General features: G+C 36.5%; 14 protein-coding genes. 5 read left to right on the forward strand and 9 right to left on the reverse strand.

Features of this window, described 5'->3' with window-relative positions:
• Positions 1 to 83: 83 nt before the first annotated feature.
• A complete protein-coding gene (uvrA, locus tag ACSSV9_RS05650; protein WP_437346267.1) occupies positions 84 to 2864 on the forward strand; it encodes an excinuclease ABC subunit UvrA in 2781 nt (926 codons plus the stop codon).
• An 11-nt stretch (positions 2865 to 2875) separates the two neighbouring features.
• A complete protein-coding gene (locus tag ACSSV9_RS05655; protein ID WP_437346268.1) occupies positions 2876 to 3337 on the forward strand; it encodes an EVE domain-containing protein in 462 nt (153 codons plus the stop codon).
• Positions 3338 to 3450: 113 nt separating this feature from the next.
• Here the strand turns inward: ACSSV9_RS05655 and ACSSV9_RS05660 are convergent, their stop codons facing one another.
• The 5 genes from ACSSV9_RS05660 to ACSSV9_RS05680 form a co-directional block, all read right to left on the reverse strand.
• Positions 3451 to 5739: a TonB-dependent receptor gene (locus ACSSV9_RS05660; protein ID WP_437346269.1), complete on the reverse strand. Its 2289-nt coding sequence runs from the start codon at positions 5737 to 5739 to the stop codon at positions 3451 to 3453.
• A 61-nt stretch (positions 5740 to 5800) separates the two neighbouring features.
• Positions 5801 to 6367, reverse strand: coding sequence for a sirohydrochlorin chelatase (locus ACSSV9_RS05665; RefSeq protein ID WP_437346270.1), 567 nt, complete (start codon positions 6365 to 6367; stop codon positions 5801 to 5803).
• A 19-nt stretch (positions 6368 to 6386) separates the two neighbouring features.
• Positions 6387 to 6977, reverse strand: coding sequence for an HmuY family protein (locus ACSSV9_RS05670; protein WP_437346271.1), 591 nt, complete (start codon positions 6975 to 6977; stop codon positions 6387 to 6389).
• Between the two features lie 13 nt (positions 6978 to 6990).
• The gene (locus ACSSV9_RS05675) at positions 6991 to 9273 is read right to left on the reverse strand and encodes a TonB-dependent receptor (RefSeq protein ID WP_437346272.1); all 2283 of its coding nucleotides are present in this window, start codon (positions 9271 to 9273) and stop codon (positions 6991 to 6993) included.
• A gap of 101 nt (positions 9274 to 9374) precedes the next feature.
• Positions 9375 to 9944, reverse strand: coding sequence for a response regulator transcription factor (locus ACSSV9_RS05680; protein WP_437346273.1), 570 nt, complete (start codon positions 9942 to 9944; stop codon positions 9375 to 9377).
• A 189-nt stretch (positions 9945 to 10133) separates the two neighbouring features.
• Between ACSSV9_RS05680 and ACSSV9_RS05685 the strand changes: the two genes are divergently transcribed.
• Together ACSSV9_RS05685 and ACSSV9_RS05690 are read left to right on the forward strand one after the other, a co-directional pair.
• On the forward strand, positions 10134 to 11477 hold the full coding sequence (locus tag ACSSV9_RS05685) for a deoxyribodipyrimidine photo-lyase (protein ID WP_437346274.1): 1344 nt from the start codon (positions 10134 to 10136) through the stop codon (positions 11475 to 11477).
• 15 nt (positions 11478 to 11492) lie between these two features.
• Positions 11493 to 12695: a purple acid phosphatase family protein gene (locus ACSSV9_RS05690; RefSeq protein ID WP_437346275.1), complete on the forward strand. Its 1203-nt coding sequence runs from the start codon at positions 11493 to 11495 to the stop codon at positions 12693 to 12695.
• 19 nt (positions 12696 to 12714) lie between these two features.
• Here ACSSV9_RS05690 and ACSSV9_RS05695 read toward each other — a convergent pair whose 3' ends face one another.
• The 4 genes from ACSSV9_RS05695 to ACSSV9_RS05710 all read right to left on the reverse strand — a co-directional run bounded on the left by ACSSV9_RS05695 (position 12715) and on the right by ACSSV9_RS05710 (position 16171).
• Positions 12715 to 13227: a TlpA family protein disulfide reductase gene (locus ACSSV9_RS05695; protein WP_437346276.1), complete on the reverse strand. Its 513-nt coding sequence runs from the start codon at positions 13225 to 13227 to the stop codon at positions 12715 to 12717.
• Position 13228: 1 nt separating this feature from the next.
• Positions 13229 to 13795: a thioredoxin family protein gene (locus ACSSV9_RS05700; RefSeq protein ID WP_437346277.1), complete on the reverse strand. Its 567-nt coding sequence runs from the start codon at positions 13793 to 13795 to the stop codon at positions 13229 to 13231.
• Between the two features lie 80 nt (positions 13796 to 13875).
• The gene (serA, locus tag ACSSV9_RS05705; protein ID WP_437346419.1) at positions 13876 to 15111 is read right to left on the reverse strand and encodes a phosphoglycerate dehydrogenase; all 1236 of its coding nucleotides are present in this window, start codon (positions 15109 to 15111) and stop codon (positions 13876 to 13878) included.
• A 76-nt stretch (positions 15112 to 15187) separates the two neighbouring features.
• A complete protein-coding gene (locus ACSSV9_RS05710) occupies positions 15188 to 16171 on the reverse strand; it encodes a YpdA family putative bacillithiol disulfide reductase (protein ID WP_437346278.1) in 984 nt (327 codons plus the stop codon).
• 56 nt (positions 16172 to 16227) lie between these two features.
• Here ACSSV9_RS05710 and ACSSV9_RS05715 point away from each other — a divergent pair, with 56 nt between their 5' ends.
• Positions 16228 to 16728 (forward strand): hypothetical protein, encoded by a 501-nt coding sequence (locus ACSSV9_RS05715; protein ID WP_437346279.1) that lies wholly within the window; start codon positions 16228 to 16230, stop codon positions 16726 to 16728.
• Positions 16729 to 16740: the final 12 nt, after the last annotated feature.

Below are 16740 nucleotides of genomic sequence, written 5' to 3' on the forward strand. Positions count from 1 at the left end.
GACCGATCTTTTCGCCTTTGTCCTGAAAGAAAATCTTCTAACTAATTCGTAACTTACTGGTTACGATTTTTCTAAAATTACTTATGACATTCGATAATAAAAAAATAATAATAAAAGGGGCCAGACAACATAATTTAAAGAACATCTCCCTCGAAATACCTAAAAACAAATTGATTGTATTTACCGGCGTAAGTGGTAGTGGTAAATCTTCGCTTGTATTCGACACCATTTATGCGGAGGGACAGCGTCGTTATGTCGAAAGCCTTTCCTCTTATGCACGTCAGTTCCTCGAAAGGATGAACAAGCCTGATGTCGATATCATACAGGGCATTTCTCCAGCCGTAGCAATTGAACAGAAGACCACAGCACGGAATCCCCGCTCGACTGTTGCCACTTCCACCGAAATCTATGATTATTTACGTTTATTATTCGCCAGAATTGGAAAAACAATTTGCTTTGTTTGCGGTAACGAGGTTAAAAAAGATACGGTTACTACCGTTTGCGAGTGGCTCGAAAATCAGGATGAAAATGGCAAATACTATCTCGGCTTCCCGATACATCCGCACGAAAAACGGACTGTTATTGAAGAAATAGAATTACTGAAAAAGAAAGGTTTCTTTAGATTAATTGTAAATAATAAATTCGTCGACTTAAGCGAACTCGAAAGTTTTCAAGAATTTGCAGGAATCGATAAAAGCGATATTGTTGTTGTGCTCGACAGATTTAAGATAAAGAAGGGAAAAGTACGCGAATTATTGGCCGAGTCGATTGAGATTGCATTTAAAGAGGGCGAAGGAAGATTACTTATCGTTAACGCAGATAATTTCGAAAGGAAAAATTTCAACCGCTTTTATGAATGTTGTGGAATCAAATACGAAGAGCCAGAACCTCGATTTTTCTCATTCAACAATCCATACGGCGCATGTCCAGTCTGTCAGGGATTTGGCAAAACGATGGATTACGATATGAATTTGATAGTTCCAGATCCATCTTTAAGTATAAGCGAAGGCGCAATAGCCCCATGGCGCACTCCAAAATTCAGCAAGTATCTCAGACAATTAATAAGAAACAATAAGTATAAAATTCCCCTCGATAAACCGTTCAAGGATTTGAGCGAAAAACAGGTTGAAATTATTAAAAATGGGTACGATGGTTTCGACGGCATTGATGGCTTTTTCAAAGAACTTGAAAAGCATACGTATAAAATGCACATCCGAATCCTGCTGAGTAAATACAGAGGCTATACTGTATGTCATGCTTGCAAAGGTTCACGATTAAGAAGAGAAGCTCTCCAGGTAAAAATAAGTGGACTTTCAATTTTCGATATTGTAAAAATGTCGATAGAAAAAGCTCACGAATTTTTTCTTAACCTTCGATTGAGCGATTACGATAAAGCAATTGCACAGCGGATTTACGATGAGATTTTAAAAAGACTTACATTTTTAAACGAAGTTGGACTGGGATACCTTACATTAGACCGTCTCAGCAGTACACTTTCTGGCGGTGAAACTCAAAGAATTAATCTTGCCACGTCTCTGGGTTCTGCCCTGATGGGAACTTTATATGTGCTCGATGAACCTTCAATAGGACTCCATCCGAGAGATAATACAAGGTTGATAAAAATTCTTAAATCGCTACGGGATATTGGAAATACCGTACTTGTAGTAGAGCACGATCCTGAAATGATGAAAGAAGCCGATCTGATTTACGACATGGGACCGAAGGCAGGATTAAACGGCGGAGAAATTGTTGCCTACGGCTTATACAGTGAAATTATCAAAAATCCCAACTCGCTCACAGGCAAATATTTGTCGGGCAAACTTAAAATTCCAATACCCGAAAGGAGAAACACTTCCAAAACAGAGACTATAAAAATAATTGGTGCGCGAGAAAACAATCTAAAAAATATTACAGTCGAATTTCCCTTGAGAAAATTTGTTGTAGTTACCGGCGTGAGTGGTTCAGGAAAAAGTACACTTGTGCACGACATTCTCTACGGTGGGCTTGAAAAATTAAAGGGAGGCAATCCACCCAAAGTAGGTAAATTCGATTCAATTGAAGGAGCGCGATATATTGACAACATAGAAATCGTCGACCAGTCGCCTATCGGAAAATCACCTCGATCAAATCCGATCAGCTATGTGAAAGGGTATGAACTGATACGTGAAATATTTGCATCGACTCCACAAGCAAGAGCGCGCGGTTATAAACCTGGCTACTTTTCGTTCAATGTTCCCGGAGGTAGATGCGAAACCTGTGAAGGTGACGGTTTCGTAAAAATCGAAATGCAGTTTCTCGCAGATATATTCCTCGAGTGCGACGATTGTAAAGGTACGCGCTTCAAAAAGGAAGTGCGTGAAATTACATATAAAGGCAAAAATATAGTTGATGTACTAAATATGACTGTCGACGAAGCTCTTGAATTTTTTACGAACAACGACAAGTTAAAGGATATTTTGCAGACTCTTTCCGACGTCGGGTTGGGCTATATTAAATTGGGACAGCCCTCGACTACCCTATCAGGGGGCGAGGCACAGAGAGTTAAACTTGCTTCTCATCTTGTGCAACATCGAAAAAATCAACATACTCTCTTTATCTTCGACGAACCCACTACTGGTTTACATTTCGACGATATAAGCAAATTGCTGAAGAGTTTTCAAATGCTTATTGCAAATAAAAATTCTGTAGTAATTATCGAACACAATCTCGATGTTATAAAATGCGCCGATTACATAATAGATCTGGGGCCCGAAGCAGGTGAACGAGGCGGCGAGGTAGTTGCAACGGGCACGCCAGAAGAAATTATCGAATGCAGTAGATCGTATACCGGACAATTCCTGAAATCTTATTTAGAAAATAATTAACAGGAGGGTAAATGAAATACTGGCTTATGAAAACTGAACCAGATGTTTTTTCGATAGATGATCTATCAAAAAGCAAAAACCAGACAACATTCTGGGACGGCGTAAGAAATTATCAAGCGCGTAATTTTATGCGGGACGAAATGAAGAAAGGCGACCTGGTGATATTTTATCACAGCAATGCAAAACCGCCTGCAGCAGTTGGAATTTGTACCGTCGTTAAAGAAGGATACCCCGATTTTACTGCTTTTGACCCGGACGACAAACATTACGACCCCAAAAGTAAAAAAGACAATCCCACATGGTACATGGTCGACATTAAACTTATAAAGAAATTCACCCGTGCCGTAACTCTGGATGATATTAAACAAAACCCTAAATTGAAAAATATGAAACTCGTACAGAAGGGAAATCGACTATCGGTATTGCCTCTTACAAAAGAGGAATATGAAGAAATAGTTCGAATGGGGAGCTAAAATAATTTTAAGGGTCTTGTATAATATAAAATATTTGAGGGAATCCATTTTAATCAAAATCACAAATTTTATGAACTAAAAATGGACTCCCTCAAAAACCCTGTATATTTTATTTACAGTTTCAATCCAAGATTAATATAGAATGTTCTGGGATAAGAAGGCCCGTAAACATAACCGGGATCTCTATTTACACCGTAGTCAAGGTCGTTCTGATATTGGTCAAAAATATTTTTTACACCAAGAGACAATTGTGTAAGGAGATTATCCATCAGTTCAAGTTGATAATTGAGTGAGAAGTCGAATTCAATAAATTCTTTACTCCGTTTAACTTCGATCAATGGATTTTCTTGATAATCAACTGAAATTTCGTGAGGGACATACATTTTGCCCGTATATTTTGCTGCGGTAAAAAAACTTAACTTATCCGAGTAATCATAAGCAATTCTTATATATCCAAAAATGTCGGGTGTTCTGAGAAACTCCTTAATATTATAATCTTCCTGTATATCGTCAAACTCATTTTTCTTAAATGTAAAGCCGGAACGGATTTCAAGTTTGTTTAAAGGCTTAATACCAAAATCGATTTCAATTCCTTTTACGTTTGCGCCACTGCTATTAATCCTTTCCCAATACTCAACAGCCCCGTCTGTTGCGACAAACTCTTCACTGTAAGCACCTGATAAACGCGTGTAAAATAAAGTTATTCCTGAAAGTAAAGGAATATTCCCGACAAAATCCTGGAATTCTGCGCCGAATGTATAAGAGTAACTTTTTTCTTCTTTTAGTCCCGTCGAATTACGTATAACTCGCTGCATTCCTTCGAGTCCGCAAATATGCAAATCCTCATTGAAGATTTGCGGTGCTTTGAAACCTGTTGTAAATCCCATTCTCAGATTCAATGCATTCCACAATTTCATCTTAGCATTTAGGCGAGGACTGAATATCCAACTGCTAAGAGCTGAATGTTTGTCAAAACGCACACCGGCAACAATCTGGAGCTGTTCATCGCTATCGAAAGAAATTTCATCCTGCAAATAGAAGCCGAAATTCCTGAATATTTCATCAACATAATATTTATCATTAGAAACACTTTTATCTAATAGTTTATCATAATTGTATTGAATACCGGCGGTTATGATTTGTCCACTTAAATAATAATTAGCCTGCATACCGATTGAATATAACGGATTATCAGAGTAACCGTAATATTTAAGTGCTTCAAGCTTTGATTCCGGTGTATTATCTGATAATCCTCCGTAGTAAGAATTCCTTTCCAGCAAACTAAAAGCATAATTTATTTTATACTCAAATGATGCACCAATTTTTTGATTCCATTTAACTTTACCGCCCCATTTATCGTGTTTAGTCCATTCTGCAATAGAAGCTTCGTGGACAGGTTTATCGAAATCCCCGCCACCTCTCCTATCTTCGACGATTCGATGAAGCGAAAATTGTAATTCAGAATAATTATCAGGTCTTAAATATCCGTTAAAACCGATTGTTTCGTTTTTAAGTTTTCCAAGTTCAGAATAGCCATCTCCATTCCTGTCATAACTTCCACGGTTTCTGGTAGAACCGAATACATAGATTCCAGTTTTATTGTCATTGCTAACAATTTCTGCAATTGCTCCAATTTGATTATCCGGAGAACCATCGACCCAATAGCCATTATAATAAACCTTAGTGCCATTAAATGCTGGACGACGTGTCATCATGTTAATTGTTCCTGCAACTGCACCGCCGCCATATAATGCCGAACCACCTCCTTTTACTATTTCTATCTGTTCAATCATTTCCTGCGGATAGTGTTCCAGACCATACACTCCACCCAGAGAACTTATTACTGGATCCCCATCGATTAAGATTTGTGAATATTTGCCGTCAAAACCGAGTATTCGTACCTGTGTAAAGTTACAATTATTGCAGTCGTTCTCAACCATAACGCCTGTCTGGAGTCCTAACGCCTGAGCAAGATTACATGCATTTTGCTGTTGAATTAATTTTTTGGGTACTATTTCAGTTTTTACCGACGTATTCTCATAAAGATGTAATGAATTCGTTCCTGTTACCACTATCGAACCCATTTCTATTAATGCTGGTTTTAACTCAAAAGTAATGTTATCTATCTTATCAACCACTGTGTAAATAATCGATTGGTAGCCAACCATAGAGATAATCAATACCGGTTTTTCTATCGCAATTCTCCTTAATTCGAAATATCCGTTAATATCTGTAGCAGTACCGAAATTGGTCATTTTTACAATTACATTAGCACCAACAAGCGGTTCTTTTGTTATTGCATCTATAACTTTACCGGTTATATTTATTCCATTGCCGGAATAGGACATTAGAGGCTGATTTAATGATAAAATAATAGTTATTATTATAATAATACGGATCATATTCATTACTCCATGATTCTAATTCTAAAGCAATAGAACCGGCAAATGCCGGTTCTGTAAGTTATTTTTCGACAAAATGAATTAGATGTGCATTGATAAAATTCGCCAGAGCTTCCTGGCTGTAAGGCCAGGCATAGATAATTCTAATCTCAGGGTGTTCTTCCTGAAAAATTTCAATTGCGGCGGGAATATCTTTCTCGGAATGCCCGCCGCCAGGAGTGAACATTATGCTAGTTACAAGGATTAAATCTGGATTATCAAGCAAAATCTTATTAAGTGCTTCTTCTACTGTAGGGGCACACATTTCGTTGAATGCATAATGGACAGAATGGAAATTCTTAAATTTATTTCTAAATATTTCTACTATTTTAATAAAGCCAGCCCAATATGGATCGTTTTCTTCATTTCTTGGCCAGTTACGTAATTCATTTTCGATTTTTTCGGCTTCCGGGGAGTGACTCTCGTGTAATTTGAAATACTCTTTCAGTTTTGGAAAATCGCTGGCAGGAGCGCCGTGTCCCACAATTAATACAGACACTTTTTTGCTCTCTCCTGCCATTCCCAGGAGATTAGAATAGGATAAAACAAATGTAATTAATATGCTAAGAAAAATTATTTTTATTTTCATTTCATGTTCCTTTCGTTTTTTATTCAAATTTAGTAGTGCCGTTTGATTGATAAACATATCTGAAAGTGTAATATTTCGATTTATCGTTGAGTGAAGGAGAATCCGGCGCACCTTTATAGTAGCTTATAATTTGTACCTTTGCATATTTACCCTCGCCAGTTTTAATTACCAAAACAACGCCTGGTATGGGCGAAATAATATGTGTTTCAGAATTATAATTGTACCAGCCGTTTCCTGAGCCAGTGGGTATTGCAGGAGCATTTACTTCATCTACTCGATAGCCTTCAGATGGTGCTTCTTTTAAATCATAGAAGTCCGTATTTTTAAGAACAATTGCACCTCCTTTACCAGGCCCGCTTACACCGCTGTTCGTATAAATAGTTGTACTTCTGAATGCGATATCCCATTTGTCTGATAATGTATCTGCTCCTGTTATGATAGTGCTATCTGCAAATCGGTAGTATGTCAAACCCGGACCTAAGGCGGGCAGGTCCTTAACCTCAGCAACTTTAATAGCTGGTGTATTGCTATCCGGTTCGGTACTATTCGAGTCGTCACAACCGGTAAAATACAATGTTATAAGTAAAACGAATAAGTATATTCTTTTCATTTTTTCTCCTTGTTTAATAATTAATTGAAATTCCTGCATAAATTATTCTACCAGACAGATTAAGATTCTGTCCACTAAATTTTCGATTTAATAAATTTTCTATTCTCAACCGTAATGAAAAGTGGTAGTTAATCGATTTGTTTAATGCAAAATTCCAGAGGGCAAAACCTGCTGCATATTCGCTTTTATCGTCGAGAATACCGTTTCCGTTTTTGTCATAATAGCCGTACTTCCCTTTGAGAATACCTGTCAGCGTGGTAGACAAACCTAATGTTTCATTTTCGTAAGAAAGTCTAAAATTCCCCGAATGCCTGGATCGATTAAACAAACCGCCGTAATCTGCTTCTGTAACTTTTTTCAATCGCCCGGTTTCTGTATACTTATAATATTCACCTGCTTTTATTTTTTCGAGAACTCCTTCGTCCACAGCATCGAGATACTGGTATCCCGCACCAATTTTTAAATGATCAAACACAGTAATTCTTATCTCGGATTCAATACCCTGCGTGTAGATTTTATTGAGGTTGAAATATGTATATATGCTCTGTCCGTTCTTCTTAATAGCAACCGGAGTGGCGTCGATTAAATCTCTTACATTATTTCTGAAAAAGTTCAAGGATATCCAGTTGTTTCTTAGCGGTTCATATTCTATGGTAAAGTTAAAAGACCAGGAATTTTCTGCATTTAATTTATTAATGCTTTCCGGATTAATAAGGATTTTATCAACTTGTCCTTCCTCAATCAACTTATTGAAGTAGTACAAAAAATTCGTCGACCCAAAGACGGAGTATCCGACTTGAGGATTGGTAAAATTGAGATAAAGTTGTTGTAATGTCGGCGCTTTAAAACCACTGCCAATAGAAAAATTTAATTTCAAGAAATCATACGGTTTGACGATAGCGGAAAGTTTAGGGCTGATGCGGGAAGAATATTTGTTATGGTAATCATACCTTAGCCCGCCGACAATATCAAAATTCTGGAGAGGAATCCACTCATGTTGCAAAAATATAAAATGCGAATTAATATCATCGGCATCTTTACTTATTCTGTCTGCACTTACATTTTCTTTCACATAACCCACACCAAGCGTCGTAAGATTTCTCTGGTCAACGAACAAATTACCTGTATATTCTCCTTTATAATAATACTGGTCAAACTGACTATATTCATATATTTTTTCATTGAGCTGATATCTAAGTTCGCTTTCTGTATAGTAATTACTAATGTAAAATTTGAATTGATGATTGTACGAATGATTTATTTTCCCAAAGTAAGTTAGTGATAAGCTTAAATCTTGCAGCCAGTTTTTGTCTTTTAGAATTTCTGTTTTGTCATTTTCAGTAATCTCAGCAAAATTATTTTGACTTTCTCCAAAATACCTCAAACTAAATCTCGCTGAATTCCATTCGTCGAATTGATATTCTAATTTTGTATTAACCAGAAAATTATTGTACTCGGGTGCAGATTTTGAAATTGACTCGGGAGTCAAATCATATCCTTCCGATCCCCTGGTATTTAAAACGAGCGAACCCTTAAATTTTTCGAACGACTTGAAAAATTCTCCATTTATTTGATATGAATTGTGTGTTCCTGCTTGAGCAAAAAGGGCAACACGTTTAGGCTCGTCGGGAAAGGTTGTAATAAGATTAACTACCCCGGCCAGTGCCTCGCTCCCATACAGAGAAGATGAAGGACCTTTAACAATTTCAATTTGTTTTAAATTTGCCACGTCAAAACGGGATAATTCAATTGTACCTCCAGTTCTTCCGATTGCAGGTTCGCCGTCTATAAGAATTAGTGTATAATCAGGGTCAAGTCCCTGAATCTGAATACCGTTGCCATGATTGTTTATAACTGCAATTCCTGCCTGTTCCATCAACGCCTCTTTCAAACTTATATAGCCGCACTGTTTAATTTCTTTTTCAGAAATCAACTCAGTTATCACAGGCGTATCTTTCAGTTTTTTGACACTTCTTGTGCCGGTTACCACCACTGCTTCGGTAGAATATTCCTTCTTATCCAGAGTAACTGTTAAGAAATTTATTGATGGATTAAATTGAATTGTCTTAGATTCATAACCGACACAAGAAACAGAGATGAGGTCGCCTGGTTTTAAGGGATAAACAAGCTTAAATATCCCATTTTTATCGGAAGAAGTACCGTATTCCGTACCTACAAGGATGACGTTTGCCTCTGGAATTGGATTACCAGAAATGTCAATCACCCTCCCTTCTATATGAGTTTGAGCATTAACTCCACTTATTACTAAGGTCAACACAAATAATATTTTTTTCATTTACAATCCTTATTAAGACTAAATCTTTATAACAAAATTAAAGCAACCCTTCCCTGAAATCAATACGTTATTTTTAGTAAAATGTTACTAAAAAATTAGTATTAATTTTCTCCAATACTAATTAATCCTTTTCTGATGCTCTCAATTATTAGTTGTGGGGTGCTTTTCACGTTAAGTTTGCGCATAATATTTCTGCGGTGAGTCAGTACCGTAAATTCACTTATATAAAGTAACCTGCCGATTTCCTTGTTATTCATTCCTTCGGCTATTAAGCGAAGAATTTCGTATTCACGCTTGCTCAATATTTCCGATGAAACTCTCCGGTATTCGATTTCGACTATTTTTTGGCTTACTTCCTGACTAAAGTATCTTTCATTATCATAAACTTTTAAGGCAGCTTTTTGCAATTCCTCTTTTGTTATTGTTTTGGAAAGATAGCCATCGAGTCGCAGGTCTAATAAACTTTTCAATTTATATACATCGGAGGAATCAACCAGAATTAAAATTTTCAGTCGTGGAAATTCTTTTTTGATTTCTTTAATAAACAGGATGCTGTCCTGTTTGATCATATCTATTTCTACAATAATCATATCTGGATTTTGCAAACGGACTTCGTCAATTAGTTTATCTTCAGGCACACCTACAACTTTTATCCCCTCCAGGTCTTGCAAAATGCAGCTGATGGCATAATTTGTTAGAAAAAATCTATTAGCTATAATTATCAGGATTGGCTTCATGTACAATTATTATTTAGACTGTGTATAAATTACTGATTTTATTTTAATTATACAAGCATGTACAATATTCTGTATCATAAATACTTTTTTTATTTTTGACTATAAATCTTATTACAGACAAGTATGGTACTTCCTGAAAGAGTAAGGAAACTAAAGGACTTTGAATCGAAGTGCGGACCCGTAATTTACTGGATGCAAAGAGACCAGCGGGTTAACGACAATTGGGCACTCGTCTTTGCATATCAAAAAGCAAAAGAGAAGCAATTGCCATTAATTGTAATATTCAACATTGTTCCTGAATTTCTGGGTGCTGCAGTGCGTCAATATTCGTTTATGATTAATGGATTGAAACAGGTTGAAAAGAAATTATCTGAATTAAACATCGGTTTCAAATTACTTTTTGGTAATCCCGCAGTAACTATTCCTGAGTTTGTTAAGGAATCCAGCTGCTCGGAATTAATTACAGATTTCAATCCTCTTAAAATAACAAGGAAATGGAAAAAGGAAGTCCATGCGAAAATAAAAGTACCATTTTATGATGTCGACGCTCACAATATTGTTCCCTGCTTTGTTGTTTCCAACAAACAGGAATTTGCAGCTTATACATTCAGACCCAAAATTCAAAAACTTCTGCCCGACTTCCTGGATGAGTTTCCACAGATAAAAAAAATGCCTGCAAGTGATTTTGCGAACTTTAAAAACGACTGGGACAGTTTATTAAAAAAAATAAAGCCCGATTCCAGCGTTCCCGAAGTCGAATGGATAATGCCAGGTGAAGAAGCCGCTTTTGAAATACTTGATAACTTCATTGAGAATAAATTGAAATTTTATGCAGAAAAGAAGAACGATCCAAATGAAGACGTGCTTTCAAATCTATCGATTCATCTTCATTTCGGACATCTATCTGCCCAACGTGTGGTACTCGAAATAATCAGAAGAACAGAACCCTCAAAATCTAGAGAAAGCTTTCTTGAAGAATTGATTGTGCGGAGAGAGCTGTCGGATAATTTCTGTTACTACAATAAACATTACGATTCATTTGACGGCTTTCCCGACTGGGCTAAAAAAACTTTGAACGAACACCGTAAAGATAAAAGAGAATATATTTATTCACTCAAAGAATTCGAAGAAGGCCGTACTCACGACTCGCTCTGGAATGCAGCGCAATATGATTTGAGAAAAAGAGGTAAAATGCATGGTTTCCTCAGAATGTATTGGGCGAAGAAAATCCTGGAGTGGACAGAAATTCCGGAAGATGCTCTTAAATATGCAATCTACCTGAATGACAAATATGAACTTGATGGACGCGATCCAAACGGATATACCGGTATTGCCTGGTCAATCGGTGGAGTTCACGATAGAGCCTGGAACGAACGACCTGTATTTGGTAAAATTAGATATATGAATTATGCTGGATGCAAAAGAAAATTTGACGTGAGTAAATACACTATCAATGTATTCAAATAATTTAAAGGCAATAAAATGAAAAAAATCATAACACTTTATCTCTGGCTTTTCGTTTCTTTTTTACACGCACAAAGTGCAGATATACCCAAAAGAATTATTCTTAATTTGACCATCAATCCTTCATCGAGCATGGCTGTCACCTGGCATACGAAGGAAAGTCATCCTGAGAGTTTTGTCGAATTTGCCGAATCGACTAACTGGATAGAGTTCAAAGATAGTACAGTTAAAATTCCTGCTACTATGAGCGAATTAAATTACAAAGGAAATAAATCATACTCGTATTCGGCAATCTTAAGTCAATTGAAACCAAACACACTTTATACATACAGAGTTGGTTATGATTCCGTGGTCAGTGAGTGGAACCAATTCATGACTGCTTCGGAAAGCAGCCAGCCTTTCAGATTTGTTTATTTCGGTGATCCACAAAACGAGATACTCGAAGATTTATCCCGAGTATTCAGAAAAGCAATATTGACTGCCCCCGATGCTTCTTTCTGGCTTTTCGCTGGCGACTTAACAGATCTACCCGACGAATCGATGTGGGAGGAATGGTTCGAAGCAACTGGATTTATTCACAGAATCGTGCCTTCAATTATGGCCATCGGAAATCACGACCTCTACTTCGAAATGATTAATGGCAAAAAGATAAAAACCAACAAATATCCACTGTGGCAAAGCCTTTTCACATTGCCCGAAAACGGTCCAGATGGAATGGAAGAAACGGTTTATTATGTCGACTATCAGGGAGTTCGATTCATCGTTCTAAATACAAATTACGGCTTAAAAGAGCAGGCTGATTGGCTCGAAGAAGTATTGTCCAACAATCCAAATAAATGGACAATTGTAACCTACCATCACCCTGTCTATTCAACTGGCGAAGGGAGAGACAATAAAACTATTAGAGAAACATTCATGCCTATTTTCGACCGCTACAGCGTTGACCTTGTTTTACAGGGACACGACCACACATATGCCAGAACACATAAAATTTATCAGGGTAGAATTTCTGAAGACGAATCGAAAGGAACGGTCTATATTACATCTGTTTCAGGTCCAAAGCAGTATCCAGCCAATCCGATGTACAAAGATTTAATTGCTAAACTCGGTACATTCACTCAGCTATTTCAGGTAATTGATATTCAAAATGACCGGTTGATTTACAATTCTTATACGACTGCTGGAGAGCTTTACGACCATTTCGAACTAAAGAAAAAGTAGAACAATCAAAGAGCAAGGATTACTTTTTATTCCTTGCTCTTTCAATTTCTTCTTTGAACTCTTTGTATGATTTTTTACCATCGAGAAACGCTATCTTCTTTCCTTTAGAATCATAAATCAAAGTAGCTGGTAAAGCGCCGTTCCATTTCTCTTCGAGGAAATTTATCAATTCTTCGTCGTTATCAAATCCGTTTATAAAATTTCTGTAGAATACGTTATTCGATTTCAAAAATGGAATTACTTTTGAATTAATATCCTCTTGCAAATCGACGCTTAATCCAACGAAATCCACATCCCTGTACTCTTCGGCTAATTTAACAATGTCTGGTATTTCCTCTCGACATGGCACACACCACGTAGCCCACAAATTAAGGAAAAGAATTTTCCCGTTCCTGTTCTTGATTATCTTGTTTAATCCGTCTTTATTGATTTTAACAACTTTGATTTCTTTGACTGCATTTTTCTGGTTTTCACCTGAAATAAAATTGACTATTGTAAAAGTCAGCAAAAAAATCAGGATTAATTTGCGCATGTTAATCAACTCTTTTTATTGTACAACCGAATGCTTTTGTTTGTGGATTGGAAACTTTTTTGCCACTTAATATTTCGTCGAGAGCAATTCTTAAATCGTGAGTTTTTACGTCTTCTTCTTTTCTCGAATCGTCAATTCTGCCGTGATATAAAATTTCGAAGTTGCTATTGAGCACAAAGATTTCAGGTGTAACAGAAGCTTCGAATTTATCTGCGATAACGTTTCTTTCGTCTTTAAGAATTATGAATTCAAATCCGTTTTGTTTTGCGTGTTCTTTAATTTCATCCACGCTTTCCTGTTTGTTCGAATTAATTCCGATAAAACTGACACCTTTCTTTTTGTAGTCATTATAAAGTTTAACCATCCTCGAATTGTAAGCATTTGAAATGGGGCATTGTGTAGCAATGAACATAATTACAATTGCTCTAGATTCTTTGAAATCGCTCAACTGATATTCTTTGCCGTTATAGTCTTTCAGCTTGAAATTTTCGACTTTATGACCGGAAGCCAGATAGACATACGGCAAGAAAAGAACAAGCATTACTAAGGATTTATATGGGTTCTTCATCTTTTACCTTTCTTGTTTGATGTGGTTGCGTAAAATATACTTTATAATACACGATGTCAATTTATAACCGAAAGATATGCCTAAAACAACATTCGTGTTTTAATAGTTTCAGGAATTGCTCTTAATTCTTTCATGATTTCGTTGCTCATCTCTTTGCTGTCGATATCGATAATTACGTATCCAACATACGAGTCTGTTTGCAGGTACTGAGCGGCTATATTCAATTTACGCGTAGTAAAAACCTTTGATATTTTATTCATCACTCCTGGCCTGTTATGGTGAATATGAAGATATCGTTGACGATTAATATTGGGAGCAAGAGAAATTTGAACGAAATTCGTAGCTCCAATTGTTGTACCAACGTCACAATACTTGACCAGCTTTTCCGAGACTTCGAGCCCAATGTTAGCCTGGGCTTCGCATGTACTGCCGCCAATATGAGGAGTTAAAATTACATTCTTAAATTTCTGCAAGACCGATACAAATTTTTCTTTATTTGAAACTGGCTCTTCCGGAAAGACGTCGATAGCAGCCCCAGCTATATGGCCTGATTCAATAAATTCGGCTAAATGATTTAGATTAACCACCGTTCCACGTGAGCTGTTGATCAGGTAAGATCCTTTTTTCATTATGCTTAGTTGCTCACGCGCAATCATATTTTTTGTAAGTTCGGTTTCTGGCACGTGAAGCGTAACTACATCTGAAATTTTCAGAAGTTCATCGAGGCTGTCGCATGGTTTGGAATTCCCAAGATTTAATTTTTTGACAATGTCGTAGTAATAAACATTCATACCGAGGCTTTCGGCGAGTATCGAAACCTGCGAACCGATATGCCCATAACCTACAATACCGAGATTTTTTCCGCGCACTTCATAAGAGTTTTTTGCATCCTTCAGCCATACTCCCTCATGAGCCAGCGTATTTTTTTCTGGTATTCCTCTCATCAAAAAAATTATTTCGGCTATTACCAATTCGGCTACCGATCGAGTATTAGAAAACGGAGCATTGAAAACAGGAATACCTTTCATTCGCGCAGCATCGAGGTCAACCTGGTTTGTACCGATACTGTAACATCCGATGGCAATCAGTTTTTTTGCGTACTTTAAAACATCTTCAGTCAAATGCGTGCGTGAACGTATTCCAATAATATGTACGTCACGAATTTTTTCGATTAATTCATCGCCTTCAAGGGATGTTTTGAGATATTCAATATTGTTAAAATCATTACTTCTGAAATAGTCGACTGCATTTGGATGTACACCTTCGAGCAACAACACTTTAATTTTCTCTTTTGGAAGCGAATAGACCTTCCCCATTGTTTTCATCTGATTTATTATGAAAATTTATTCTACAAATATATGCCAGATGAAAGACAATAGAAAAAAGTCTTTTTTATTTTTTCATCTTTTTCTTTTTGACAATTGCTTCGAAAATTCGTCTGGCGTGGTCAATTGAATTTTCAATAAACCATTTTCCCGTGTTCATTCCACCACAAACTACTCCTGCAAGAAAAAGATTTGGGATGTTAGTCTCATGTGTCACGGGATTTATAGAGGGAACTTTCAATCTTCTTCCTTTTAATTCAATGCCCGCTCTTAGAAGAAACTCGAAGTCGGGTTTATAACCCGTCATGGCAAAAACGAAATCGTTCTTCAGTGTAATTGTTTTACCACTCTGTTCAATAACAATTTCGTTTTCTTTAATTTCCAAGAGTTCTGAATTAAAAAATGCTTTTATGCTTCCTTCCTTAATACGGTTCTCAATATCAGGTTTAACCCAATATTTAACACTTTTGTCAAGACAGCTTTTCTTGACAATCATTGTCACGTCTGCTCCATTTCTGAATGTTTCGAGAGCCACATCGACGGCAGAATTTCCCCCACCTACTACTGCCACTTTCTGGTCGTTGAAAGGATGTGGTTCTTTGTAATAATGAAATACTTTGGGAAGATTTTCACCCGGAATATTCATTAAATTCGGAGTGTCGTAATATCCTGTGGCCAATATTAGATTTTTGCATCTGTATAAAGACTTATCCGTAACAACTTCGAAAAAATCTTCTAAACGTGAAATTTCCTCCACCTTTTCGAAATAATTTACTTTCAGGTTCCATGCAGATTTTACACGTCTGTAGTATTCAAGAGCTTCACGCCGGGTTGGTTTAACACCGTGCGATACAAATGGCACGCCACCAATTTCAAGTCGTTCCGATGTTGAGAAAAATGTCATGTTTACCGGGAAATTATAAATCGAATTTACCAGACATCCTTTTTCGATAATTAGATACTCAAATTTTCTTTTGACAGCTTCGATGCCGCAGGCCAAACCTATAGGACCGGCACCTACAATGATCACATCGTATATTTTCTTTTTCATATAATTATTTTTTCTATATTAACGATCAATCTTTCGATTCATTAACACAAAACAAAATGGAAAAATTCAGTTATTCTTTTTTTGCGCGCATAATTTATCGATACGGAAATATAATAGCCACGTTTTTTCTTTCGATCCATTTTATTTCTTCAATTTATTTTATTACTGAAAAATGGTATTTCGTATTTCCTGCAGCACTCAACGGCTTTATTATTTATATACTTAACAGATATTTTTTTAAGACTTATCGGCTCTTTCCATTTACAATAGAAGCTGACAATGAAAAGATGATATGCAGTGACTTTTTTATGAGTAAAAAGAAAGTGGTAATCCATTATAAAAACATCGATGAATTGCGAGGAGGAATTTTCAGCGGTTATCCCACGCGCCCAATTTATTTATATGATAAATATCAGAATATAACTGTAGGTTTCTATTCTCACGTAGGAGAATTTCAGAAATTACTGACAAAAATCTTGCAAAACATTCCAGAAGGTCTTTACAATAATCTTCTTAATAAAATTAGAACTGACAGAAAAAAATTAAAAAGAGGCTGACCTGCAGCCTCT

It is taken from the genome of Melioribacter sulfuriphilus, from assembly GCF_051488685.1.
Lineage (GTDB): Bacteria > Bacteroidota > Ignavibacteria > Ignavibacteriales > Melioribacteraceae > Melioribacter.